The following is a 24,717-nucleotide window of genomic DNA, read 5'->3' as shown; positions in this document are numbered from 1 at the left end:
ATCAGGAGATTGTCATGAGTCTTAATGAAGCTGATTACAGCCGTTTCGCGACCGTGGTCGAGGAAGGCAAGGAACTGCGCATTCACTACAACGATCTGGGCCAGGGCGAACAGACCGTCGTCATGCTGCACGGCTCTGGCCCCGGTGCAACCGGTTGGGCCAACTTCAACCGCAATATCGAGCCCCTGACCCAGGCCGGCTATCGCGTCTTGCTGATTGACTGCCCCGGCTGGGGCAAGAGCGACTCCATCGTCAACAGCGGTTCGCGCTCGGATTTGAATGCCCGTGTCGTCAAAAGCATCATCGACCAGTTGGGCATAGCCAAGATTCACATGCTGGGCAACTCCATGGGCGGACATAGCTCGGTGGCCTTTGCCCTGACCTGGCCCGAACGCGTGGCCAAACTGGTTCTGATGGGCGGCGGCACAGGTGGCATGAGCCTGTTCACCCCCATGCCCAGCGAAGGCATCAAGCTGCTGAACGGCCTGTACCGCGAACCTACGCTGGAAAACCTGAAGCGCTTTAACAATGTCTTTGTGTTCGATGCCAGCGTTCTGACCGAAGAGCTGCTGCAAGCCCGTCTGAACAATATGCTCAGCCGCAAGGATCATCTGGAAAACTTCCTGAAATCCCTGGAAGCCAACCCGCGCCAGTTCCCCGACTTCAGCCCGCGCCTGCCCGGCATCACCGCCCCCACCCTGATCATCTGGGGCCGTCAGGACCGTGTCGTTCCTTTTGACACCGGCCTGCGCTTGCTGGCGGGTATCCCGAACTCCGAGCTGCACGTCTACAACCAATGCGGCCACTGGGCGCAATGGGAACACGCCGAGAAGTTCAACCAGCTGGTTCTGGACTTCCTGGAGCGTTGAGATGAGCGAATCATCCATTGAACTGCTGGACACGCTGGCTGCCCGCCTGCGCCAGGCCGAACACAGCGGTCAGGCCATTGAACCGATCCGCGCTCTGATCGGTGAAGACAATGCCCAGGCCGCCTATGACATCCAGCGTATCAATATTGCTCGTGGCGTAGCGCAGGGACGCCGCCTGACGGGCCACAAGATCGGCCTGACCAACCCCAAGGTGCAAAAGCAGTTGGGCGTGGACCAGCCCGACTTCGGCGCCCTGTTTGCCGACATGGCCTATGGCGATGGCGACACCGTCCCCTTCGAACGTGTATTGCAGCCCAAGATCGAGGCCGAAATCGCCCTGATTCTGGAGCGCGACCTGCCCCACGCCGACACCAGCTTTGCGGATGTCGCCACCGCCGTAGGCTGGGTCATGCCTTCTTTGGAAATTGTGGGCAGCCGCATCGAAAACTGGGACATCCGCTTTGTCGATACCGTGGCCGACAACGCCTCCAGCGGCCTGTATGTGCTGGGCGGACCCGCCCGTCGCCTGGATGGTCTGGACCTGCGCGCCGCCCGCATGACTCTGCTGCGTAACGGCGAAGCGGCCTCCAGCGGCAGTGGTGCCGAGTGCCTGGGCCACCCCTTTAATGCAGCCGCCTGGCTGGCCCGCACCCTGGCCAAACTGGGTGATCCGCTCAAGGCCGGGGATGTCATTCTGACCGGCGCTCTGGGCCCCATGGCGCCGGTGGCCAGCGGCGATCACTTTGAAGCCGTGATCGAGGGCATAGGCTCGGTATCGGTCACCTTCAGCGCAGGCTAAGTCCTCTTTGTTCGGAGTAACACACATGACAAACCCCAAAATTGCCGTCGCCATTATTGGCTCGGGCAATATCGGCACCGACCTGATGATCAAGGTACTGCGCCAAAGCAAATACCTGAGCATGGGTGCCATGGTCGGTATCGACCCCAGCTCGGACGGCCTGGCCCGTGCGGCACGGCTGGGCGTGCCCACCACCCATGAAGGTATTGAAGGGCTGTTGAAGCTGCCCAACTTCCAGGACATTCGCATTGTGTTCGATGCCACCAGTGCCGGGGCCCATGCCCGCCACAATGCGCTGCTGCAAGAACACGGCATCAAGGTGATTGACCTGACGCCTGCCGCCATTGGCCCGTACACCGTGCCCGTGGTGAACCTGGAAGACAATCTGGACGCGCCTAATATCAATATGGTGACCTGCGGCGGACAGGCCACCGTGCCCATCATCGCGGCCATCTCGCAAGTCACCCCCGTGCACTATGCGGAAATCATTGCCTCCATCTCGTCCAAGTCGGCCGGTCCCGGCACGCGCGCCAATATTGACGAGTTCACGGAAACCACCAGCAAAGCCATGCAAGTGGTAGGCGGCGCACAGGTAGGCAAAGCCATTATTGTGCTGAACCCGGCCGAGCCCCCGCTCCTGATGCGCGACACCATCTACACCCTGACGGATCCGGGCAAAGAGGCTGAAATCGAGCAATCGGTTGAAGCTATGGCAGCCAAGGTTCAGGCCTATGTGCCCGGCTATCGCCTCAAGCAAAAAGTGCAATTTGACCTGATCCGGGAAGACCAGCCCATCAATGTGCCCGGTCTGGGCTTGCGCTCCGGTCTGAAAACGTCGGTCTTTATCGAGGTAGAAGGTGCGGCCCATTATCTGCCCGCTTACGCAGGCAATCTGGACATCATGACCAGCACCGCCCTGGCCTGTGCCGAGCGTCTGGCACAAACCCGCTTGCTGACGCAGGCCGCATGATTAGCAAGGACACGAACATGGCACACGACTCACAAAAAAAGCTTTTTATTTCCGATGTGACCTTGCGCGACGGCAGCCACGCCGTGCGTCACCAGTACAGCGTGCAGAACGCCATCGACATTGCCCGTGCCCTGGACCAGGCCAAGGTGGACTCGATTGAAGTGGCCCACGGCGACGGGCTGTGCGGCTCCAGCTTCAACTACGGCTTTGGGGCGCACTCTGATCTGGAGTGGATCGAGGCAGTGGCCTCGGTCGTGCAGCACGCCAAGATTGCCACCTTGCTGCTGCCGGGCATTGGCACCATTCATGATCTGAAAGCCGCCTACGACGCCGGCGCACGCATCGTACGCGTTGCCACGCACTGTACGGAAGCGGACGTCAGCAAGCAGTACATCGAATACGCCCGCTCGCTGGGCATGGATGCCGCCGGCTTTTTGATGATGAGCCACATGACCAGTCCGCAGCATCTGGCCGAACAGGCCAAGCTGATGGAAAGCTACGGGGCAACCTGCTGCTATGTGGTGGACTCGGGCGGTGCCTTGAACATGAACGATGTGCGCGAACGCTTCCGGGCCTTCAAGGATGTACTCAAGCCTGAAACCCAGACCGGCATTCACGCCCACCACAACCTGTCCCTGGGCGTGGCAAACAGCATTGTGGCCGTTGAAGAAGGCTGCGACCGCATTGATGCCAGCCTGGCAGGCATGGGCGCCGGTGCCGGCAATGCACCGCTGGAAGTCTTTATTGCGGCTGCCGAGCGCATGGGCTGGAACCATGGCACCGATCTGTACACCCTGATGGATGCCGCCGACGACATTGTGCGCCCGCTGCAGGATCGCCCGGTCCGTGTGGACCGTGAAACCCTGGCCCTGGGTTACGCCGGTGTCTACAGCAGTTTCTTGCGCCACAGCGAAGCCGCAGCCAACAAGTACGGGCTGAAAGTCGTGGACATTCTGGTCGAGCTGGGTAAACGCCGCATGGTGGGCGGACAGGAAGACATGATTGTGGACGTGGCGCTGGACTTGCTGCAGCGCCAAGGCGCCACAGCTTGATTCCGAGACTCTAAAAAAAGTTCTACCCCCGCTCAGCGCTGCCTTGCCGCGCAGTGAGCGGGTTTCTGCACCCTGAATTCGGGGCGGGCAGGGGGCAGAAGCAACAAGAAAAACGTCCCGGTCAACCGAGGAGACATAGCAATGACACATACCCACGGCCGCAGACATGCGGTCATCACCGTGGCGATCTGCTTTCTGATCGCCGTTATCGAAGGCATGGACATACAGGCTGCTGGTATTGCCGTGAAAGGCGTAGCAACAGAGTTTGGTCTGGATAAAACCTACCAAGGTTATTTTCTAAGTGCGGGCATTCTGGGACTGCTACCCGGTTCGCTGATGGGCGGGCGCTGGGCAGATAAATACGGTCGCAAGGCCGTGCTGATTGCCTCTGTAGCGGTCTTTGCCCTGTTTACCCTGTTCACTGCCTGGGTCAACAGCCTGGCCATCCTGTTGATGGTGCGCTTTCTGGCTGGGGCCGGTCTGGGCGCAGCCATGCCCAATCTGATTACTCTGGCTGCCGAATCCGTCAAACCGGAACACCGTGCCCGTGCAGTGGGCATGATGTATGCGGGCATGCCTGTTGGAGCCGCCATTCTGTCCCTGGTCGCCGCCTCCAACTTTGGTGAAAACTGGAAAAACATCTTCTATCTGGGCGGCCTGCTCCCTCTGCTGGTTATTCCCGTCATGGTGTGGTTCCTGCCCGAATCACGCGAGTTCCTGCAGGCACGACAAAGCCCTGCTGTCGTTCAAGGACGCTTCCAGGATTTGTTCAGCAATGGGCTGGCCACTCGCACGCTGCTCTTGTGGGTCAGCTATTTTTTCACCTTGATGGTGGTCTACCTGATGCTGAGCTGGCTTCCTTCCTTGTTCCAGGAACTGGGCTTTAGCCGCAAGCAAGGCAGCACAGCCCAATTCTGGTTCATGGTCAGCGCAACCGTGGGCACGGTCCTGTTGGGCTATCTGACCGACCGCTGGAAGAAGGCCCTGGTCATTACGCTGATGTACGGCGGTATTCTGGCTGGCCTGTTAAGTCTGAACGGAGCAGCGGGCCTGGAGCAAATGTATTGGGCCGCCGCACTGACAGGTGCGTTTGTGATTGGTTGCCAGGGCGTGTTGTATGCCTTTGGCGGTATTGTCTATCCTACTTCCGTGCGTGCTACAGGCGTCGGTACCGCTGCAGCCGTTGGCCGCATCGGCGCAACGCTGGGCCCAACCATTGCAGGCATGTTGCTTAGCCAGGGATATGGAGCCGCTGGCGTCATCAGCTCGGCAATTCCCTGCATTATTGTTTCGGCCTTGTGCATGCTGCTGGTAGTGCGTCAGATCAGTCAGGAGCAGGCACGAGCATCCGGCAGCCCCGCCCTGCCAGCCGCTGGAAAAGCTTGAGAACAGAGCCTATTGCAGCTTGGAATCCAGCTGCAACCAGGACACCAGACCTCCTATAGTCAGCCCTTGCACCAAGGGCTGCGTTCTACCTGGAGGACGCAGCCCACACATACGTGGTTCCCCAAGGTTGAATTCGTCTTCAAGCTTGGGGGCTGCTCGGGGGGACTGCCCCCTCCTTTAGCGACTCCTGTCCATGCACTCCCCCTGGCTTCACTGGTGGCAATCCCCGACAAGAATGAAAACAAGAATAAAGAATGGCGGGATACAATGGCCGGCTGCTATTTGGCAACCGAGATTTTTATAGCCAGGCTTGGCGCTGCAGCAGAAAACAACAAGGTGCCTGGCCCTGCACGGAAACACGGATGATGGACACAGTAATTCTTCTTCTGGTCGCCGCAATAGCCCTGCACTTTGTGCGGGCACGGTATCAACGCGGACGCATTATCTTGCTGGGTCGCCACTTGAGCAGCTTCCAGCTGGAACGCCATATGGAAACGCTGACGGAAGGCTATACCCGCGCGATTGGCGAACAAGACCCCTCACGCCAACTACAGGTGTTGGAGATGTTTGCCCAGACCGAAAACGCGGTAGCCACCCAGATTCAATCCCTGGCCGACCTTCTGCAAAAAGAACCAGCAGAAAACACCCGAGTAGGCATGCTGCCCTTTTGCGTGCCCTATGCCGAACGCATCATCCCCTCCATGACGCGCGACTTCCGCCAGCTATTGCAGATTCATGCTGCCGGGCTGCGTCATATGGTGGACAACCCCGAACAGCTGGACCCAAAAAGCCGGGCCTTTCATCTGTCCGCCGAGCTATACCTGTTTCAACACAGCTGCCACTGGTTCTGCAAATCCCGAACAGTGGCAGATGCACGCCTGCTGGCACGCCATAAGGTGACACATCAAAAGGTGCTGGAGTCCGTGTCCACCCAAACCCGCAATGCCTATTTACGCTGGCAGGAACCCGCCACCAGCAAATAAAAAAAGCGGAGCCCCTTGGCTCCGCTTTTTTCTTCCTGCATATCAGGGATACACAATCACAAAAGTTGCAGCCGCTTCCAAAGGCCCCGGTCTGACATCTGATTCGGTTTTATTGGGAAGCCGTACATACTGAGCGGTAAAACCGGTAGACAGTACAGCACCATCCGTCAGAGCCGGCCCTACAGAAGGGGCATAGCGCGACGGCACCCAGGAGCCTGAAGGCGCAGGACCAAAAGGCAGGGGGTCAAATTCACCACGATGAAACAGACGTATCCCGACCGCCGGGTTGCTTGTGAGCAAATAATTTTTGTTCGTTGCACTGTCCCTGGTGTCGGTGAAATAGATGTTCAGTTTGGTGTCTTTGGTACAACCCGTTCCCTCAATCAAGAAATGGGCTTGCCCTGACGCACCTGAAGAACGACTTGCACCTACAGGCACAATCTGACCGGGATCAACGGGTCCCAGAACCACATTTTGAGTCAAGGTACTGGTCGAGAACTTACAGCTGGGCAAGGCAGGTTTGGGCAACTCTGGCACTTGCACGGTGCCGGTCAACGCCGCCATGGGGTCCACGAGACCATTAATACAAAGCTGTGCATTAGCCGTACCCTTTTGATTGGCTGTCATAACGATGACTTTATTGGCTTCAGTAAAGGTCAGTTTGCCGCCTTTATATACCTTGTCATCAATAACCACCAGTTCAAAACTGTAGAAATGGGCCAGCGTGTAACTGGCCGTGGTTCGCGCTTGTAGAATGGGAATCCACGGGCTACTGGAAATAATCGTTCCCTGCGGAGCACTTGATCCAACTGGTGTCAGAGAGACGGTGGAGGCGTACCCCGCCCAGCGAACGACCAAACCCAACCCTGGCATCCCGCTCAAGGGAACTGCTTGATAAGGATTATCCACTCTCTGCCCGCTTGCATGGACATACACTGTTTCGCCATGGGCAATGGGCATGTAGTACTCAGCATAGGCAGACGTACGCCCTACAATATCGCCATTTTTAAAGACGGTGCCGCTAGGGGCCATGCTCCAGCTTGAGCGGGCCGTCAAGTCTCGGGACCTGAAACAGCTCGTTGACTGCGCTTGAGCCTGGCCTACCCCCATCAACAAGACAAGGGGGAACATCAGCGCTTTAGTCCACGCGAACCACTGACGGGATAACTTCTGCTTCTTGAATAGATAGTTCCGCATATCGCGCTCCTTATTCATCAAAACTCGTTTTCGGCTCGGCCCGAGCCAATTAATGATGAAATTTTAAAAGCACGGTCTATTCAATTATTTAAGATTATTCCTAGAGTTATTTTTCCGCTCTTAATAGATACTCAAACCCAATCAAGATTAATCGTCAAGAATTGCAAATCAAGCAAACAAGCCACTTGACAGAACAAAACAATTAAAAAAAAACATTCTCAATTAATAGGACTGCATTTTAAGAATAGTCCTAAATCTTTTCCCCGATTGATTTCCTAAACTTCAATTGTGCCCAAACAGAGCACACTCCTGGGAACCTTAGAGCGCCCCAAGGCGTACAACAAGGTTGCTTCGTTTGTCCAACAATCGGAAGTCAAATCAATCATGAAAAAGATCCTTTTCGGCCTCACTATCCTTTCCGCTTTTGCTGCTACCGGTGCCCAAGCCGAGCTCACGACTGCTGCCCGCGGCAACATCAACTTTGTAGGCAGCATCAACGCTGACAGTTGTACCGTGCGCTCTCCTGGTGCTTCCAGCTCCGGTGCCAACATGCTGGTCGATATGGGCCCTGTGTCGGCCAAGACTCTGGGCACGGAAGCCACGCCCGCTACCTCCGCAGGCGGCATCACCTCGATCTCCAAGAACATCGATATGCAGATCGAATGTGCCACCGGCACCAAAGTTGAGCTGAAGCTGGCTCCTACCGCTACCTCCGGCAAGGGTATTGCTGTCACTGGTGGCGCCCAGAACGTGCAGATCATGCTGGTCAGCGACCAAACCATTCTGGACTTCACCAGCGGCACCGCCAAGCTGGAAGCTCCTTACGTTGACGGCTCCATCAACATTCCTCTGACCGCCTACTACACCCGCAAGGCCGGTGCTGAAGTTGCTGATGTTGTCGGTGGCCAAGCCAACGCGACCGTTGCCTACGAGCTGTCTTACGAATAAGGCTGCCTGAACCTCTGGCGAAGGGTGATCCCTTTCGCCAGAACTAACCCCTTAAGGAGAATGAACCATGTCCATCTTAACTTTCAAGAAACTGGCTTTTGGATGTCTGGCCCTGAGCGCTGCGCTATTGAGCAACCAGGCCCAGGCATCCATCTCCTTGAGCGGTACCCGCCTGATCCTGCCCGAGAAGCAGCAAGAAGCGTCCATTGTGGTTCGCAACGACAATTCGCCCATCCTGGTTCAGTCCTGGCTGGAAACGAATACCGATCACGATCAGGCAGAACTTCCCTTTGCGATTACCCCTGCACTGGTCAAAGTTGCCCCTAACGGCCAGCAAGTGATGCGTGTGCTCTATGCCGGTGGTGACCAGGGCCTGCCTCGTGACCGCGAAACCGTGCTCTGGCTGAACATCCAGGAAATCCCGCAACAAAATCCCGGAGACAATCAGCTGCAGATAGCCATTCGCCAACGCATCAAATTATTTTTCCGTCCTGACGGCTTGCCCGGTTCGGCCGCCCAGGCCCCTGCCGATTTGCAGTGGTCCGTGGTCAATGCTCAGGGCGCACCTATGCTGGAGATCCACAACCCCAGCGCTTACCACGTGTCCATGTCCACCTTGCGCACTGCCAAGGGCCAGGAAATGGAAGACCCCGGCATGATTGCCCCTGGCCAGACCCGCCACTTGCCCTTGGGTCGCTCCGGAGCACAAGACACCTTGCAGTTTCGTGCGATCAGCGACTACGGCAGCGCCGATCCCTATGAAGTTCGCCTGAACGGCCAAAGCAAAGTTCAGGCCCGCGCCTTGAGCTCGGACACTCCGTAAGCCGGCGGCACGACCCGCCGCCCACTCCCCGCTTCTCACGTCTGACCCTTTCGGCTACTGGCACCCGGCCAGTAGCAGGAGCCCTTTGCACGTCTTCAAATCGTCAATCACGCACCCTGGGTGCAGAGTCATGTTCACAAAAAACCATCTGTTCTGCCATCGCATTTATCCCATCAGCCGCCAGCCACTGGCCGCGTTGCGGATTGCCTTGCTGCCCTGCATGGTATTTGCAGCTTGTGCTGCCCAGGCTCAGACGACCGCCTCCGTTACCGTGCCCGCTCCCGAAGAAAACAAGGCAGAGCCCGTACAAGTTGCTGCTCTGGATAGCGGCGATTCCATGGCATTTAACATGGCCTTCCTGCAAGGCAAGGCCTCCACCGCCGACTTGCGCACCCTGCTCTCGAGTAGCAACGTCGCTGAAGGCGTACAGCGCGTGGACCTGTACGTGAACCAGCAGCGTACCGGACGACGCGACATCACCTTCAAACGCAACCCGCGTACGGACGAAAACGAGCCCTGCTTTGACCAGGAGATGCTCGAGCAGATCGGGATTGATCTGAGCAAATTGCCCGCTCCCGTGTCGGCCGAGTCCACCTGCTTGCGTCTGCCCGAAATTGTGCCCGACGCCACGGTGGTCTACGAAAGTGCCCAATTGCGTCTGCTGCTGAGCATCCCGCAGATCTACCTGAGCCCCAGCAAACGCGGTTATGTTGATCCTTCTTTGTGGGACGAAGGCCAGACAGCTGCCTTTGTGAACTACGGTGTCAATGTGCGCCGCGATCAAAGCAAAGGCATGTCCGCCACCAACCACCTGAGTGCAGACCTGCGCCTGGGTGTGAACATCGGCCCCTGGCGCATACGCAACAACTCCTACTACACCTCGGGCACCAATCGTTCCAGCTCCTTTACCAGCCAGAACACTTACGCCCAGCGCGATATCGTGTCCCTGAAAAGCCAGTTGCTGGCCGGGCAGACGTATACCCGCTCGCCCCTGTTTGACAGTGTGCGCTTTATGGGTGTGCAGATGCTCTCGGACGAGGCCATGCGCCCCGACAGCGAGCAGGGCTACGCGCCGGTTATCCGTGGCACGGCCGAAAGCAATGCCACGGTGGAAGTACGCCAGAACGGCTATGTGATCTACACCACCAACGTCGCCCCCGGTCCTTTCGCCATCAGTGACCTGGCGCCCTCGGGCTCAAACGGTGATCTGGAAATCACCATTATCGAAGCCGATGGTTCGCGTCGCATCTTGCGCCAGGCATTCTCTGCCCCGCCCTTGATGGTGCGTGAAGGCCGCCTGAGCTATGACATCGCCGCCGGTCAACTGCGCCTGAACGACGAAATGCAAGCGCGTCCCCACTTTGTCAGCGGCTCCATGCTGTATGGCGTCAGCGCCAACACCACCCTGGCCGCCGGGGTGCAGGTCTCCAAAGACTTCAATGCCTATTCCCTGGGGGTCGGCATGAACACCCAGTTGGGTGCGGTCTCGCTGGATGCGACCCGCTCCACCAGTCGTGTCCAGGGCCAGCAATCCCAGGGCACCAGCATGAACCTGCGTTACAACAAGTTCATCGAGGCTACTGGCTCGAACGTGTCCATCAATATGCGTCACGACTTGAGCCGTGGCTATCGCACCCTGTCCGATCACGTCACCGCCACAGAAGCACCAGCGCACCTGCGCCTGTACGGTCAACGTGACTCGCGCCAGCGCATCGATGCCAATATCAGCCAACCCGTAGGCGGTGGCAATCTGTACCTGAGCGCTTCCTACAACAAGAACTGGGAGAACAACTCCTCCAACAGCTTGTCGGTGGGCTACAGCAACCATATCGGCAAGGTGAACTACAACCTGTCGTACACCCGTACCCGCAACCTGCAGTCTTCCTTTGGTCCTTCGCGCTCGCACGACAACGCGGTCATGCTGACTCTGAGCATTCCTCTGGGCAGCGGACAAAATGCACCGCAAAGCTTCACCACGGTCAGCCACGACAATAGTGGCAATGCTGTCCAGGCCGGTGCCAGCGGCCTGCTGCCTACCGAGCGCGAGATCAGCTACGCCGTCGCTGGTGGCCGCAGTGCTACCGGTGAAAGCAGCGCCTCGGTCAACGTGGGAACAGCAAGCTCTTTTGCCCGCATGAATGCCGGCTACTCCTATGGTAGTCAGCACAGCTCCGGCAATTTCTCGGCCAATGGTTCGCTTGTCGCGCATAGCGGTGGGGTAAACCTGGGGCAGGCGCTGGGCGAGACCATCATGCTGGCCAAAGTCGAGCCGCCTGTAGCCGGGGTAGGCGTATCCAGCCACGCCGGTGTCAAGACCGGCTCGAACGGCTACGCCATCATCCCCAATGCCACCCCCTACCGCAGCAACCACGTCAGCCTGGATACACGCAACGCCCCGCGCAATGCCGAATTCGACAACGCCGTGCAGCAAATCGTCCCTACCCGCGGTGCGGTTGCCCTGGCTACTTTCAAGGCCGAAGTCGGTTACCGCGTACAGTTTGAATTGCGCGATGAGCAAGGTGCAGCGTTGCCCTTTGGCGCCATGGTGCGGGATGCCGCCGGCCAGCAACTGGGCATGACCGACCCGCGTGGCCGTATCCTGACCATGGTCTCCCCTGAACAAATGCGCGGCTATCTGGATATCAGCCGTAATGGTCAGCTGTGTCGCGCCCGCTACGAGCTGGCCGAACAAGCCGAAAGCCTGAACTATCAATTGCTTCGCCTGAACTGTGTCAAGCGTGAACCCGATCCCATGCTGCCCGGCGATCTGGCCAAACAAGGCGCAAGCCAGGACGGAACAGTATGAAGCCCGTTCAGCTAAGAGGCAGCCCCATGCGAGAGAACCTGCCCTGCATGCAGGTTCCTCGCTTTCCCAGCGTCTTGCTGGGTGCCTTGTCCTTAATCCTTATCCTGTGTGCCTCCTTGGGCACCGGGGCATATCTGTATGCATCGGCTACGCACCTGATTTCCGAGTACCGTCGGCAACTGAACGGTGCTGCCGACCACGCCCAATTATTTTTTGACCAGCGTGAGGTCCTGCTGCGCGCCGTGGCCGCAGCAGCGGTTTCTCCCGACACCGTGCAGCTCTCGTCCAATAGACAAAACCTGGAAACGCTCGACACCCCGAACAATGGCTCAGCCGATCACTACGTCTTTTTACTGACACGCCGCCATTGGAATGCCATCCATCGCACAGGCACCTTGCGATACAGCGAGCTGGATCCTGCCCGGGACTACCGTCTGGAGCGCGATGGTCAGCGTCTGTTCTGGGAACCACAGGTGGATACGCTGGCCAGACGCCTTAGCACCATCAATAAAAAACCCCACGCCCGTCAAGTTCCTGTGCTCTGGTTACATCAGGACAATGACACTCTCTCTCAACTGGTGGCTTACACACCGATAGACCGGGAAGATCGCCAAGGAGCCTGGTTAGGCCTTGAGTTGAACAATATCGACCGTGCCCTGACCCTGACGCCACCGCCACCCGGCACGGAATACATCTTGTTCGATATACGCGGGCAAGCTGTCTTGTACAGCAGCTCCCCGCCCGATGCGTCAGAGTTGCGCTGGGTTCAACAGGACTATTTTGGTTTTGACGGCAAAGGCTGGCCCAAACACATCATCCTGAGCAAATCCATTGGAACAGGCGGGCTGCGAGTGCTCTACGCCTTGCCAACCAGGCAGTTACTGCACGACGGTCGCAACGCCTTGATCACTGCTTTGCTCACCCTCACGGTCTTTACCACCGTTGTCCTGGTCGGCGCCTGCCTGATCCGGCGTCGCTTGCTGCTGCCTGCCCGCAAGCAGCAACAAAGTCTGGTCGATAGCGTGTCATTGAATCGCAAACTGGTCGCCATGGCCCCTGTCGGCCTGGCCTTGGTCGACGCCCAAGGTGAGGTGGTTTTTCAGGAAAACCTGCAGGCACGCACCTGGATGCAAGATGATGAGCAATGGCGCACACGTTTGCCAGGTGAGCACGATCAAAGCGCCTGTACCGACATCACGCTGAAAGATGGCCGCAGCGTGCGTGTGCATGCCATCAGCCTGAACTACCGTGGCAATCGGGCTGCCCTGTGCTCCATTATTGACGTCACCACTGAAAAAGCCGAGGAAGCGGCCCTGCGCCACTCTCGCCAACTGGCCGAGAATGCCAATATCGCCAAGACTCAATTCCTGACCACCATGAGTCATGAAATCCGCACGCCCCTTTACGGAATTCTGGGTACGCTGGAACTGCTGTCGCTGTCCGAAAACCAGCAGCACCCATCGCCCTATCTGGACACCTTGCGCCGCTCGGCCGAAACGCTGTTCCGGGTAGTGGGTGAGTCGCTGGACTTGTCCCGTATTGAAGCGGGCCATGTCAGCCTGGAGCCGCGTGAGTTCTGTGCGCAGGAGCAGGTAGATGAAATTATTGCGGCATTTGCTGCCACCGCGCAGAACAAGGGCTTGCTGCTGTATTCCATCACCCCTGTCAGGGCTTTAGTCCCCATCATTGGAGACTCTCTGAAAATTCGCCAGATTCTGAGCAACCTGGTCAGCAATGCCATCAAGTTCACCACGTCCGGTCATGTGGTGCTTCGTTTGCATACCGAGCCCCAGCCCGGTAACCGTCTGGCCTTGCGTTTTCAGATTACGGACTCCGGACAGGGCATCAGTGCAGAGGTTTTGCCCAAACTGTTCCTGCCCTATTTCAGTCTTAACGAAGGTGGTGCCAACAAGCAGCCTGGCACGGGTCTGGGCTTGCCCATTTGTCAGCGCCTGGCCAGCCTGATGGGCGGCACTCTGTCCGTGGTCAGTGAACCGGGCCTGGGCACCAGTATCACGTTCGAAGTGATTCTGCCTGTGGCCTCCCCGGCCGGCACAGCTCCGACTCCCGAGTCCAAATTGGCGTTCCGCCCCGTCTATGTTACTGGAGACATTCCGGAAATCGTCTCCAACGTCAGCAAATGGCTCCGTCATTGGGGTGCCTATGCCTTGCCCTACACCGGTCAAGCTGCCAAACCGGGTACAGTCCTGGTGCATAGCTGGCCGTCTTTTGCCACCAGCACAGCAGAGTGGACAGGCCGCCAGGTGACGGTTCAACCCAATATCCAGACCCTGAGCACTCAAGCCAATAACCCGGACCATTTCTACACTGCCTCGACCGCTATGGAGCACATCATGCAAGCGGTGCAGCAGGCTCAAGCGCTGGATTGCGCCCGCCAACCAGCCGAGGAAGCGTTAAATCCATCCTTACGCACGCAACGTGTACTGGTGGTGGACGACAACCCGGTAAATCGGCAGATTCTTCAGGAGCAATTGACCTTGTTGGGCTGCACCACCCATCTGGAAGCCAGTGGCGAAGCCGCCTTGACCCTGGCCAACAAAGATCGCTTTGATATTGTGTTTACCGACCTGTTCATGCCCGGCATGGATGGCTACTCTCTGGCCCGCGCCCTGCGTGCGGAAGGCTACCAGGGACGCATTATTGGCATTACCGCCAATGCCATTCTGGACAAAGACAAAGAATGGTCCGCCGCAGGCATGGATGCCCTGCTGATCAAACCTCTGCCCATGGCCGCCTTGCGCGACAGCCTGCAGCCTGCGACTCTCTAGACCTATCCGACCATCTGCAATTGCTGCGTCGTGACCACGGCGCGGGACGGTATGATACGGCAGGAATTGCCCAACACGGCGACCTCACGGAGAACCATGGCCAACTCACCTTTTAATCGTATGACGCGGCGCTCGCGTGGACACACGCGACTATTGCTTAGCGTTATTCCTGTCTCCTTCGTTTTGCTGGGCGCTCTGGTCGTAGGCGGCCAGCATTTTTTCAGCCAGGAGCGCCATCGTCTGAAATCCGATTTCGCCGTGACGGTGGCCTATATCCACGAACAGGAACGATTTTTAGCGCAGCTCAAGGCAGATGCTGCCAAACTGCAGGCAGGGCCAGAGCCGGAACCGCCGCCGGTAGAAAGCGGCCGCTCCGTCAATATCTGGCGACCCACCGCCAGTGTCTCCTTTTCCATGATTTGCGAGCAGCATTGCCGTGCCCCCAAAGAGGCCTACGGAACCTTGGGTGCCGATCTGGCCGACAGCTTTGCCTCCTTTTGGGCCAGATCCTATTTTCCTTCCGGCTACTTGTTCCTGTTCCATCCCGACATGGAGGACAGCCTGAGCATTCCGGAGCTGGAGTCCTCCCGCACGGATACGGTCTTGCCCATTGCCTCGCACAAGGAAGCACGCGAACATATACAACCCTCAAGCACACCCTTACCCGGCCCGCAGCCCGTGAAATGGGTTTCCTTGCCCGACCACCCTTTGCATATGCTGGGCATCATCCCGATTGCCTTGCCCGGCCTGCCCGTACCGGGTGCAGACCCTGCCCGATTCCAGGCCATGAGTCTGTTTGACAAGGGCAGGTTGCGTGAATTTTTCAATCAATCCGAAGCGCCTGTCGGCTATCGGTTCTGGCTGCACCATGCCGACCAGGGCTTGCTGATCGGTAAAAACGACTCCCCGAACTTGCAGCACGACGGTTTCAGCATCAGCCTGCAGGGCCTGGCCTTTCAAGTACGCGACCCTTCCGGCACCTGGACAGGGCGCTACCTGATCAGCCCCAGCCAGTTGCTGAACAGCACCTGGGTGCCCTTGGGCACCGTGGCATTCTTATTGTTGAGTTTGCTTGGCGGCGTGGCCTATGCGCGCTGGTACGGACGCCGCGTAGTGGAACCAGCTCGCCAGGCCCAACGAGCGCTGCTGGAAAGCCGGGACTTTAACCGCAGCATCATCGATACCTCGCCGGTAGCCCTGTGCGTCATCAGCAAAGAAAAGCGGCAGATTATTTTTGGCAATGCCCAGGCACTGGAATGGCTGGGACTGGATGCCGGAGATAATTTGCCTGAGAAAGCTCCTCTGGCCTTAGCCCTGGACGAGCTGCAGCAAGAAGGACCGCAAGCGACCGAGGGCAAAGTAGATTTGGCAGATGGCCGCAGCCTGCATTTGGCCTGCGCACCCAGCCGCTATCACGAGCAGGATGTGTTGCTGTGTGTATTGATGGACCTGACGGCACAAGAAGAAATCCAGCGCGAACTGGAGCGCGCTCGCGCCGCCGCCGATGAAGCCAGTACCGCCAAGTCTGCTTTTCTGGCCACCATGAGCCATGAAATCCGCACTCCCCTGTATGGGGTTTTGGGCTCTTTGGAATTGCTGTCCATGACGGAGCTGAATAGCCAGCAACATCAACAAGTGGACCGAATTCAAGGGGCCTCGCGCCAGTTGTTGCAAATCATCAGCGACATTCTGGATATCAGCCGGATTGAAGCGGGCCAGACACATGTACAGTCTGTCCCCCTGGACCCGGTTGCTCTGGTCCAGGATTGCACCGCCACTTATACCGCCATGGCGCAGCAAAAAAATCTGCTGCTGTTTTGCCATGTAGACCCGGATGTGCCCCGGTGCGTCCTGGGCGATCCGTTGCACATACGCCAGATACTGAGCAATCTGATCAGCAATGCCGTCAAGTTCACCCAGGCTGGCCACATTATTGTGCGGCTACGTCTTGAGCAGGTTGTCCAGGGCAAAGCGCAAGTATTGTTTCAGGTAGCTGATAGTGGCGTGGGCATCGAGCACGAACGACAGGACAAGCTATTTACCCCCTTCTACGTCGCCCACGCGGGCGAGCACACCATACGCGGAGCAGGCCTGGGGCTGTCCATCTGTGCCCGTCTGGCCGAACTGATGAACAGTCAGATTCAACTCACCAGCGAGCCAGGCTTGGGCAGCAGTTTCTCCTTTACGCTAAACCTGGACATAGGGCCCACAGAGGCCGGAGCCCTCCCTGCCCCGAATCTGAATGGCATGAAGCTGCATGTGCGAACACCCCATGCCGAATTGTCCGAGTCGATCTGCAGTTGGCTGATCCGCTGGAATGCTCAGGCACAAACGCTGCTGCCCAGCGACTCCCTGACAGGCCAGGCCGAAGAGATATTGCTGGATGTGATGATGCCCGGCAGCCAGCCGGTACCTCATTGGCTCGGCCCCTACCTCAGTGTCTCGGCACGCGATGGCAGTAGTACCTTGCCCGAGGCGGATGGCACCAGTCCCGAAAGCATCGCTCGTTCTCTGGAGCGCTGGCAGGCACAACAACATGCCACGCCGTCACAAATCCTGGGGTCCACGCCACCCGCCAAAACAGCGATCAAGCCCCCCAGCCGCCCTGGCCTGCATGTGTTGGTCGCTGAAGACAACCCGCTCAATCAGGCGACCTTGCGTGAACAGCTGGAGCGTTTGGGATATCAGGTAACCCTGGCTCAAGATGGCGAAGAGGCCTTGAGTCTGTGGGATGACAACAACCATGATTTGCTGCTGACAGACGTCAATATGCCCAATATGACGGGCTACGAGTTGGCACGCCATCTGCGTGCACAAGGCATGAACGCACCCATCATTGGCATTACCGCCAACGCCATGCGCGACGAAGCCCAGCGCTGTACGCAAAGCGGCATGAACGCATGCCTGGTCAAGCCCATGAATCTAACCACCCTGAGCAGTCTGCTGGAATCGTTAGCTACCTCACCTGTGCCCAAACGCTATCGGGAGATTTTCTGCAGCACCATGAGCAAGGATTTACAGACTCTGGAACAAGCCCTGCAAGAGCAAAACGCGGCGCAAAGCCAGGCCGTCCTGCATCGCATGGCTGGAGCTCTGGTGGTAATGGGTCTGCATGAGATCGCGGACAGAGTGAAAGAACTGGAACAGAATTTCAGGCAAAATACTCAACAAACTGAAACACAAGTTCATACAGCCGCTGCCGTGTGCCAGGCACTACGCGAGCTGATTGAACAAGTCTAGCAAAACAGGCAAGGAAACCCGAATGCCCGCCATTCAGAAACTGCGCGTCATCATTGCAGACGATCACCCATTGATTTTGATGGGGATACGCGAGCTGCTGGGCCGCGATATCAACCTGAGCGTTGAGGCCGTAGCTGCCAGCCCCTCGGAGCTGGTCGAGCACCTGCAGAAAAACCAGCCCGATACCATCATTACCGACTACTCCATGCCCGGCGATGAGCAGTATGGCGACGGGATGCGCTTCATTTCTTATCTACGGCGCCACTTTCCCGACGTCAAACTGATTGTGCTGACCATGGTGTCCAACCCCATGATTATTTCTTCTTTGTACGATGCTGGCGTACAAGGAGTTGTCCTCAAACAGGACGAGCTCTCTGAAGTCCTGGTCGCCCTGCACTTGTTGCGCCAGGGCGTGAAGTACTACCCGGCCAATTTCAAGCAAGATACGCCCAAAGACGTGCTGACCAGCTCGGTACAGGAACGCCTGGAGTCCCTGAGCCCCCGGGAATTTGAAGTCCTGCGCCTGTTTGCCATGGGAGACTCCATCAGCGCCATTGCTGAACAATTAAACCGCAGCATCAAGACTATCAGCGCCCAAAAAGCATCGGCCATGCGCAAACTGAACGTGCATAACAACCAGGACCTGATTGCGTTCTGTACCCGGAACAACCTGTTCTCCTGAATACGCACAAGGCAGGGCCGTGCATGCCTGATTCATGTCACCCAACGCTGACGCATCCACATATCCAGCTCAAAGGCGGGTGTGGGTTTAGCGAATAAATAGCCTTGGGCATAATCACAGCCCATTTGTCGCAACACGTCCAAATCAGACTGCATTTCCACACCTTCTGCCGTCACGCGTAAACCTCGTTGCTTGGCTGCCCCAATCCAGCTCTGCACCTGGGCTGCCTGTTCCCGATCCTCTGACAAGCCGTGCACAAAATGCCGGTCCAGCTTCAGCTCCGAGAAAGGCGCAGCTGCCAGGCGCTCCATCGAACTGTAAGCCACGCCTGCATCATCCTGGGCAAGCCCAAACCCCATCGACACCAGACGACAGGCCCCCATAAACAAGGCACAGGGGGTTTGGGTATCCGAGGTCTCCAACAGCTCAAAACTGATATCGCTGGCACGCCCTTGCTTGGCCTGCACACAAGCCAACAGGCGATCGGGCAAACTGGCGTCATCAAGCAAATGAGTGGGCAAGTTAATCGCAACCGGCATCACCATATCCTGCCGGCGCCAATAGGCCTGCAAGCCCAGCACCTCCTGCAGCATGTGCATCAACAAGGCTTCCTCCAGACCATGCTTGCCAAACCAGGGCAAAAACACATTCGGAGACAACACACCCCATTGCGGATGACGCCAGCGAGCCAAAGCCTCCAAGGCCACTAACTGCTGCGACTGCACTGAAACCTTAGGCTGCAGCCAGGCCTGAATCTGATCTTTCTGCAGGGCATCCAGCAGTACCTGACGGCTGATCATGACACCGCCCATTTCGGCCTGACTCTTTGGAGCACGCGCCAATGCCATCGCTTCAGGGACCCACAATGCCGCACTGACACTGCGCCGCCGACCTGGATGCGCAGGACTTGCTGTCGAGCGAAACGGCAGACTTCCGGACGGTAGTTGAAAAGCAGAAGGAGCAAACATGAAAGATCCCGGCAGACAAGAAGCAGGCGTGGCAGACCAGAACACGGTCTCCAAGTCATCATCGATGAATCCAATCGTAAAATTCCGTGCTGCTTCCCGGCTTAGGAATAGTCTGAAAACAGTCTGATCTCAGAAAAACACGATCTATGCACAGGCGGCAAGCTGTCCTCCAGCCAGTCCTAGTCGTACATAAATGTCACTACGGCTTCGGCCTGCAAGCTGCCGGGCGTGATACTTGTCAGGTCTACCTCAGGCATCGCCACATACTGAGCCGTCATGGGCATGTGCATATCACTCATGGAGCTGGTCGAAGGCCCTTCCACCACCGCCAGCCGCGATGGCATGGTAGAGCCCCCGGGTGCAGGCCCCAGCTTGATCGGATCGGCACTGTCGCAGTGATACAGACGCACGCCTACCGAAGGATGCGAGGACTTCACATAGTTGTTGTCAGCGGCCGGAGCGCGCGTATCCGTGAAGTAAGCACTGATTTTTGTGCCCAACGGACATTGCCTGCTCACTAGATCAAAACGGTACTCGCCGGTCACTGCCTGGCTGCGATGGCTGCCATAAGGAGCCACTTGTGCGACCGTCACCGGTGGCAGAGGCACACGTTGGAACGGGAGGTTTAGGTAACTCCGGAACGGCGGTGTCTTTTACTAAAGGAGCCAATAAATTAAAAGTGCCATTAATACATTCCCGTAGGCCACCATTTTTATGGTTGGAATACGCCGTCGCGGTAACATTTGCTTCTTGTGTAAAAATCGGTTTTCCACCTTTATATTTACTAGCATCTATTACCACAATTTCATAATCAAAATAATAAATCATGGCAAACCAGCCAGGGGCAGAACCCGATAGCAAGTTAAACCAATATGGACCAGACAGGCGCGTTACCTTCGGTTTTTGTTGTTTAAGCTGGAACGAGTAAGCACCATGGACCCAATGCTCTGCCCAGGTGATCCGTGCACCAACACCCGGTGTCTGCGGCATAGGGATAGCGTCGAAACGGCTGTACGGTACCCCCCTGCCTCCCCCCTCCAGATAGGCCGTAGGCTCCGACGCATCATAATAAAAAGATGCATTTACTGATGCAGTCGCAATAACCTGGCCATCATAGAATTCATTGCCGGATGGAATCACTTTCCAGTAATAGGGAGGTGACGCAGGATTCTGCGAGCACTTATCTGTCCCTTGTGCTTTGGCCTCCGAACTTAAAACAACAAGAAATACGCAACATAAAATAGAGACCATATTTCCATATTTTTATTAATTCTTATTTCCATTACTTTTCCTTTTATTTAGTGCTTATTAATTTCAGCAGACTTTATAAAGAAAACGAATCAGACTATTCCTATAAGCACTTTCTGAAAGGAAAAGTGTTGCTCACAAGCTCCACGAGCAAAGAAGCTTTAGCTTGGTTTAAGGGTCATCTTTTCAGGCCTGCATAAACGTAAGACCAGGGCACAGCACGGTGTCAGCTCCCCGCAGGAAAACCCTAGTATTTTTCGGGCAACGAATTTTGTAGATTAAATAAGCAGACATCTGAGTCTGCCAAAACACATGCATGCGCTGCCAACGTTGCCAGCGACATGCAGGCAATAAAGCCTCACTCCCTGTCACCAGGGGTGGGGCTTTTTTTGTGCGCGTCATTGGCGCATGCACGGTTTTGAAAACGATAAGGAGAGGACAAATGACTGTAAGTGTCAAAGACACCCTGGCTGCAAAAGGAATACACCCCAGTCCCGAACATCTGGCCAAGCTGGAGACCAAATGGCGCGAGATTCAAGCCATGAAAGGCAATCTGGAAGGTATTGCCATTGACGATGCCGACCTTGCTATCAAACACCTGGCCGGAGGGGATCACCATGAATAAGGAATTGCTTGAGCTAAGCGTCATTGAACTGGCGGACAAACTGCGCAACAAGGCTGTTTCTCCTGTCGAAGTGACTGACAACCTACTGGCCTACATCGACAAGTCGAACCCACAGACCAACGCCTACATTTCCGTCACCGCCGAGCAGGCCAGAAAAAGTGCCAAGCAAGCCGAACAGGACATCATGGCCGGCAAGTACAAGGGCGTGTTCCATGGTGTGCCCCTGGCGCTGAAAGACAATATCTACTTTGCGAATGAGGTCACCACCATGGCCTCCAAGATTCACAAGGACTTTGTCTCCAAGGACGACGCCACCGTTGCCACCAAGCTGCGCGATGCCGGGGTAATCTTCACCGGCAAGCTGAACATGCACGAATATGCCTGGGGTATCGACAACAACAACCCCCACTTTGGTGCCGTGCATAACCCCTGGAACCCTGATCGCGTCCCCGGCGGTTCCAGCGGTGGCTCCGGCGCCGCCGTTGCCTCCCACAGTTCCTACAACACGTTGGGTACTGACACAGCCGGCTCCATTCGCATCCCGTCGGCCGCTTGCGGGATTGTGGGCCTGAAACCCACGCACGGACGCGTCAGTAAATTTGGCGTCTACCCACTGGCCTGGACCCTGGACCACGTTGGCCCCATGTCCAAAACCGTAGCGGACGCTGCCGCGATGCTGGAAGTGATTGCCGGTTTTGATCCCCGCGACCCGACCTGCGCCAATGTCCCTGTCGGCTCCTACCTGAGCGCCCTGAACGGCAACGTCAAAGGTCTGCGCATCGGCATCATCGAAGACTACTTCTTCAAGAACGTCGACTCGGGAATTGAAAAAGTCATTCGCGACCGCTTGGCCGACCTGGAAAAACAGGGCGCCAAAGTCTTCCCCCTGAAAGTGCCTGCCCTGCGCTACTCCGAATGGGCCGAGTTGGCCGTCAGCCTGACCGAGGCGGCGACCATCCACCACCAGGACCTGATCAAACGCCCAGAAGACTTTGGCGGTGACATTCGCTTCCTGTTTGAACTGGGCGAACTGTTCAGCGGCATCGACTACCTGCAAGCCCAGCAAGTACGCCGCGCCCTGAAACAGCAATTTACCGGCACCTTCAGCGACGTAGACGTCATCATCGCCCCCACCCTGCCTTGCCAGGTACCGGACATTGGCGTGGATACCGTCAACATCAACGGAAAAACGCTGGACTTCATCGATGAAGGCATCCGCTTTACCGGCCCCAGCAACCTGACTGGTCTGCCGGCCGTCACGGTGCCCGCCGGCATCTCCAACGGCATGCCCGTAGGCCTGCAAATCATCGGCCCTGCCTTTGAAGAAGCACGCATCCTGAACGTAGCCTACGCCGTGGAATCGATGAAACCCCTGGCAGGACACCAACCCGTTCTGAAGCCTTAAGCCGACCCCGGCCCCACCTGTATGCATAGGCAAACGGGGCCAGTTTTTTTACACCAACAAGCCAGAACCCAGTTTGGGATTCTGGCTTGTTCTTTATTTGTTCTCCAAGCCCCTCAAGCCGGAGCCCAGGCCAATCGGCGGGTCAGAGTCCTTGCCGCCGGCGAACCACTGCGCAGGGATACAAGCGCCCTTCTGTTTGACGGGGGCGCTTGTGACTGGTCCGGGGGACCAGTCACCCCCGGAGTTAAGGGCGCGCCCGGAGCAATGGTACGCCAAGGGCACCGGTGCGCAGCACCGGCAAGGGCTCAGCCGATTGGCCGGACGGCGGGCTTGAGGGGCGTCTTGGCAAAAAAAACCAGACACTGGCCAAGAATCAAGCTCCCCCACCTACATCCAGACAATCAAACACCTCAGGCATCAGATGCGCCACATTCAATCGCGTCCTGTCCTTGAACTCCTTGCTGACGGCAAACGCACTTCCCGGCATCAGCAAAACCCCTTTGCTCTCCAGCCGTTGAATCAAGTCCGCCAAATCCGGCAGATCCGGATGCCGAATCCACAAGAACATCCCACCTTGCGCCTGCACCTCAAACTCCCAGCCATATTCCTTCAGCACCTTTTGCGCAATTTGCTGGTGCGTCATCAACTGGCGCTGAATCACCTGCGTGTGCTTGGCATAGGTACCATCGGCCAGAATCGTATTCACAAAACGCTCGCAAAACCCCGGTACAGCCACACTGGTCAGCAATTTCAGACGCAGCAAGGACTCCATCAACTTCGGCCCGCAAGCCAGATACCCGATCCGCAAAGAAGCCGACAGCGACTTGGAGAAACTGCCTATATAAACCACATGCTCAAAATCCCCCAGTCCAGCAAAGGTCTGACGCACACCGGGGAAGAAATCCCCATACACATCATCTTCCACAATCAGAAAATCGTGTTCGGCTGCGCGTTTTACCACTTCAAAAGCCACCTTGGGACTTAAGCCCGCGCCAGTTGGATTATGAAAAGTGCTATTGCAGAAAAACGCCCGCACTTTGTGAGCCTGCAAAATACGATCCAGCGCCACTACATCCGGTCCCTCCGCCAGACGAGGCACCCCCACAGGTATCCCACCACACAAACGAATCAGCTTGATCAAATTGCTGCTGCAAGGCTCATCCACCAGAACATGATCCCCGACACGAATTACCGTGCGCGAGATCAGATCCAAGGCTTGCGTCGCCCCCAGGGTCGTCAAAATCTGCTGAGGGGAAACCTGAATCAAGGTCGATTGACGCAGCAACAAGGACAACTGCTTGCGTAGCGGCAAATAACCATGAATATCGCCATACTCCACCAGACCGCTACGTCCAGAGCGTGCCGTCTTGCGTATGGCCTTGGCCAGCGCATCCGTATCCCGCCAAGGCAAAGGCAACCAGCCACAGCCCAGCTTGCACTGTTCAGGTTTGGCCTGCAGCAGCTTAAACAAGGGGTCCATCGACGCCTCGGAAGGCAGGATGGGCAGGTCCTCGTTCAAACCGGACCAACGGGCCACAAAATAACCGCGCCCTTGCAAGGCCTCCAGCATGCCCTCGCCCACCAGACGGGTGTACGCACTGACGACTGTGTGATGGCTCAAACCCTCCCTTGCCATCATCTTGCGAATAGAAGGTAACTGCTGCCCTACCGCCCACTCGCCCTGGAGGATGGCGTCCTTCAAACGCTCGTGAAAATCCATACCTGCCTGCTCCCCAAACACCGTTAGAAAAAATTAGCTAACAGTTTTCAGGATAGTACACCGACTGTTCGAGACAGGGGCCCCCGACAAGGCCAAAATCCCCACCAGCATGTGCAGGCGTGACCAGCATTTTCTCCTGCACATACAGAACGCGTTGCATCACACTTCCGCTGTTCCTGACTGCACGATCAGCCTCAATATCCCTCA

General features: G+C 57.0%; 19 protein-coding genes. 14 read left to right on the top strand and 5 right to left on the bottom strand.

The window, feature by feature from the left end:
- Positions 1–14: 14 nt before the first annotated feature.
- The 6 genes from WFM49_RS00645 (at position 15) to WFM49_RS00620 (ending at position 6,059) form a co-directional block, all read left to right on the top strand.
- Positions 15–869 carry an alpha/beta fold hydrolase gene (locus WFM49_RS00645; protein ID WP_060186368.1) on the top strand — a complete coding sequence of 285 codons (855 nt, stop codon included), beginning with the start codon at positions 15–17 and terminating at the stop codon, positions 867–869.
- A gap of 1 nt (position 870) precedes the next feature.
- Positions 871–1,668: a 2-keto-4-pentenoate hydratase gene (gene mhpD / locus WFM49_RS00640; protein WP_336971188.1), complete on the top strand. Its 798-nt coding sequence runs from the start codon at positions 871–873 to the stop codon at positions 1,666–1,668.
- A 25-nt stretch (positions 1,669–1,693) separates the two neighbouring features.
- On the top strand, positions 1,694–2,638 hold the full coding sequence (locus tag WFM49_RS00635; protein ID WP_250755969.1) for an acetaldehyde dehydrogenase (acetylating): 945 nt from the start codon (positions 1,694–1,696) through the stop codon (positions 2,636–2,638).
- A gap of 17 nt (positions 2,639–2,655) precedes the next feature.
- Entirely contained in the window at positions 2,656–3,690 is a 1,035-nt protein-coding gene (gene dmpG / locus WFM49_RS00630) for a 4-hydroxy-2-oxovalerate aldolase (RefSeq protein ID WP_115634055.1), read from the top strand.
- A 141-nt stretch (positions 3,691–3,831) separates the two neighbouring features.
- On the top strand, positions 3,832–5,076 hold the full coding sequence (mhpT, locus tag WFM49_RS00625; RefSeq protein WP_324575455.1) for a 3-(3-hydroxy-phenyl)propionate transporter MhpT: 1,245 nt from the start codon (positions 3,832–3,834) through the stop codon (positions 5,074–5,076).
- Positions 5,077–5,438: 362 nt separating this feature from the next.
- Positions 5,439–6,059, top strand: coding sequence for a hypothetical protein (locus WFM49_RS00620; protein ID WP_238441753.1), 621 nt, complete (start codon positions 5,439–5,441; stop codon positions 6,057–6,059).
- Positions 6,060–6,101: 42 nt separating this feature from the next.
- Here WFM49_RS00620 and WFM49_RS00615 read toward each other — a convergent pair whose 3' ends face one another.
- On the bottom strand, positions 6,102–7,274 hold the full coding sequence (locus WFM49_RS00615; RefSeq protein WP_336971181.1) for a fimbrial protein: 1,173 nt from the start codon (positions 7,272–7,274) through the stop codon (positions 6,102–6,104).
- Between the two features lie 366 nt (positions 7,275–7,640).
- Here WFM49_RS00615 and WFM49_RS00610 point away from each other — a divergent pair, with 366 nt between their 5' ends.
- The 6 genes from WFM49_RS00610 (at position 7,641) to WFM49_RS00585 (ending at position 18,544) form a co-directional block, all read left to right on the top strand.
- The gene (locus WFM49_RS00610) at positions 7,641–8,204 is read left to right on the top strand and encodes a fimbrial protein (RefSeq protein WP_251196884.1); all 564 of its coding nucleotides are present in this window, start codon (positions 7,641–7,643) and stop codon (positions 8,202–8,204) included.
- Between the two features lie 67 nt (positions 8,205–8,271).
- Positions 8,272–9,027, top strand: a complete 756-nt coding sequence (locus WFM49_RS00605; protein ID WP_251196885.1) for a fimbrial biogenesis chaperone — start codon at positions 8,272–8,274, stop codon at positions 9,025–9,027.
- 130 nt (positions 9,028–9,157) lie between these two features.
- Positions 9,158–11,833 carry a fimbria/pilus outer membrane usher protein gene (locus WFM49_RS00600; RefSeq protein ID WP_336971179.1) on the top strand — a complete coding sequence of 892 codons (2,676 nt, stop codon included), beginning with the start codon at positions 9,158–9,160 and terminating at the stop codon, positions 11,831–11,833.
- Between the two features lie 26 nt (positions 11,834–11,859).
- Entirely contained in the window at positions 11,860–14,622 is a 2,763-nt protein-coding gene (locus tag WFM49_RS00595) for an ATP-binding protein (RefSeq protein ID WP_009459279.1), read from the top strand.
- 96 nt (positions 14,623–14,718) lie between these two features.
- Complete coding sequence (locus WFM49_RS00590; RefSeq protein WP_336971177.1) at positions 14,719–17,862, top strand: hybrid sensor histidine kinase/response regulator; 3,144 nt, start codon at positions 14,719–14,721, stop codon at positions 17,860–17,862.
- Between the two features lie 22 nt (positions 17,863–17,884).
- Positions 17,885–18,544, top strand: coding sequence for a response regulator (locus WFM49_RS00585; RefSeq protein WP_009459281.1), 660 nt, complete (start codon positions 17,885–17,887; stop codon positions 18,542–18,544).
- Positions 18,545–18,576: 32 nt separating this feature from the next.
- On the opposite strand, the gene WFM49_RS00580 is transcribed toward WFM49_RS00585, so the two are convergent.
- The 3 genes from WFM49_RS00580 to WFM49_RS00570 all read right to left on the bottom strand — a co-directional run bounded on the left by WFM49_RS00580 (position 18,577) and on the right by WFM49_RS00570 (position 20,763).
- Positions 18,577–19,512, bottom strand: a complete 936-nt coding sequence (locus tag WFM49_RS00580) for an EAL domain-containing protein (RefSeq protein WP_336971175.1) — start codon at positions 19,510–19,512, stop codon at positions 18,577–18,579.
- A 179-nt stretch (positions 19,513–19,691) separates the two neighbouring features.
- Positions 19,692–20,090, bottom strand: a complete 399-nt coding sequence (locus WFM49_RS00575) for a fimbrial protein (RefSeq protein ID WP_336971784.1) — start codon at positions 20,088–20,090, stop codon at positions 19,692–19,694.
- Positions 20,035–20,763 carry a hypothetical protein gene (locus WFM49_RS00570; RefSeq protein WP_336971173.1) on the bottom strand — a complete coding sequence of 243 codons (729 nt, stop codon included), beginning with the start codon at positions 20,761–20,763 and terminating at the stop codon, positions 20,035–20,037. The genes WFM49_RS00575 and WFM49_RS00570 overlap by 56 nt, the downstream gene beginning before the upstream one ends.
- A gap of 439 nt (positions 20,764–21,202) precedes the next feature.
- On the opposite strand from WFM49_RS00570, the gene WFM49_RS00565 reads away from it, so the two are divergent.
- A complete protein-coding gene (locus tag WFM49_RS00565) occupies positions 21,203–21,385 on the top strand; it encodes a hypothetical protein (protein WP_003803240.1) in 183 nt (60 codons plus the stop codon).
- Complete coding sequence (locus WFM49_RS00560; protein WP_336971171.1) at positions 21,378–22,790, top strand: amidase; 1,413 nt, start codon at positions 21,378–21,380, stop codon at positions 22,788–22,790. The genes WFM49_RS00565 and WFM49_RS00560 overlap by 8 nt, the downstream gene beginning before the upstream one ends.
- A 373-nt stretch (positions 22,791–23,163) precedes the next feature.
- Here WFM49_RS00560 and WFM49_RS00555 read toward each other — a convergent pair whose 3' ends face one another.
- Complete coding sequence (locus tag WFM49_RS00555; RefSeq protein ID WP_336971169.1) at positions 23,164–24,510, bottom strand: aminotransferase-like domain-containing protein; 1,347 nt, start codon at positions 24,508–24,510, stop codon at positions 23,164–23,166.
- Positions 24,511–24,717 lie beyond the last annotated feature (207 nt).

Origin of the sequence: Alcaligenes sp. PF14 (assembly GCF_037150615.1) — a bacterium.
Taxonomy (GTDB): Bacteria; Pseudomonadota; Gammaproteobacteria; order Burkholderiales; family Burkholderiaceae_B; genus Alcaligenes; species Alcaligenes phenolicus.
The sequence above is the reverse complement of the archived record's forward strand: the minus strand, read 5'-3'. Positions and strand labels throughout refer to the sequence as shown.

Excerpts from the sequence above, each read along its gene's own strand:
- WFM49_RS00645 (WP_060186368.1), top strand. The coding sequence starts at position 15 with ATGAGTCTTAATGAAGCTGATTACAGCCGTTTCGCGACCGTGGTCGAG.
- mhpD (WP_336971188.1), top strand. The coding sequence starts at position 871 with ATGAGCGAATCATCCATTGAACTGCTGGACACGCTGGCTGCCCGCCTG.
- WFM49_RS00635 (WP_250755969.1), top strand. The coding sequence starts at position 1,694 with ATGACAAACCCCAAAATTGCCGTCGCCATTATTGGCTCGGGCAATATC.
- dmpG (WP_115634055.1), top strand. The coding sequence starts at position 2,656 with ATGGCACACGACTCACAAAAAAAGCTTTTTATTTCCGATGTGACCTTG.
- mhpT (WP_324575455.1), top strand. The coding sequence starts at position 3,832 with ATGACACATACCCACGGCCGCAGACATGCGGTCATCACCGTGGCGATC.
- WFM49_RS00620 (WP_238441753.1), top strand. The coding sequence starts at position 5,439 with ATGATGGACACAGTAATTCTTCTTCTGGTCGCCGCAATAGCCCTGCAC.
- WFM49_RS00615 (WP_336971181.1), bottom strand. The coding sequence starts at position 7,274 with ATGAATAAGGAGCGCGATATGCGGAACTATCTATTCAAGAAGCAGAAG.
- WFM49_RS00610 (WP_251196884.1), top strand. The coding sequence starts at position 7,641 with ATGAAAAAGATCCTTTTCGGCCTCACTATCCTTTCCGCTTTTGCTGCT.
- WFM49_RS00605 (WP_251196885.1), top strand. The coding sequence starts at position 8,272 with ATGTCCATCTTAACTTTCAAGAAACTGGCTTTTGGATGTCTGGCCCTG.
- WFM49_RS00600 (WP_336971179.1), top strand. The coding sequence starts at position 9,158 with ATGTTCACAAAAAACCATCTGTTCTGCCATCGCATTTATCCCATCAGC.
- WFM49_RS00595 (WP_009459279.1), top strand. The coding sequence starts at position 11,860 with ATGCGAGAGAACCTGCCCTGCATGCAGGTTCCTCGCTTTCCCAGCGTC.
- WFM49_RS00590 (WP_336971177.1), top strand. The coding sequence starts at position 14,719 with ATGGCCAACTCACCTTTTAATCGTATGACGCGGCGCTCGCGTGGACAC.
- WFM49_RS00585 (WP_009459281.1), top strand. The coding sequence starts at position 17,885 with ATGCCCGCCATTCAGAAACTGCGCGTCATCATTGCAGACGATCACCCA.
- WFM49_RS00580 (WP_336971175.1), bottom strand. The coding sequence starts at position 19,512 with ATGTTTGCTCCTTCTGCTTTTCAACTACCGTCCGGAAGTCTGCCGTTT.
- WFM49_RS00570 (WP_336971173.1), bottom strand. The coding sequence starts at position 20,763 with ATGGTCTCTATTTTATGTTGCGTATTTCTTGTTGTTTTAAGTTCGGAG.
- WFM49_RS00565 (WP_003803240.1), top strand. The coding sequence starts at position 21,203 with ATGACTGTAAGTGTCAAAGACACCCTGGCTGCAAAAGGAATACACCCC.
- WFM49_RS00560 (WP_336971171.1), top strand. The coding sequence starts at position 21,378 with ATGAATAAGGAATTGCTTGAGCTAAGCGTCATTGAACTGGCGGACAAA.
- WFM49_RS00555 (WP_336971169.1), bottom strand. The coding sequence starts at position 24,510 with ATGGATTTTCACGAGCGTTTGAAGGACGCCATCCTCCAGGGCGAGTGG.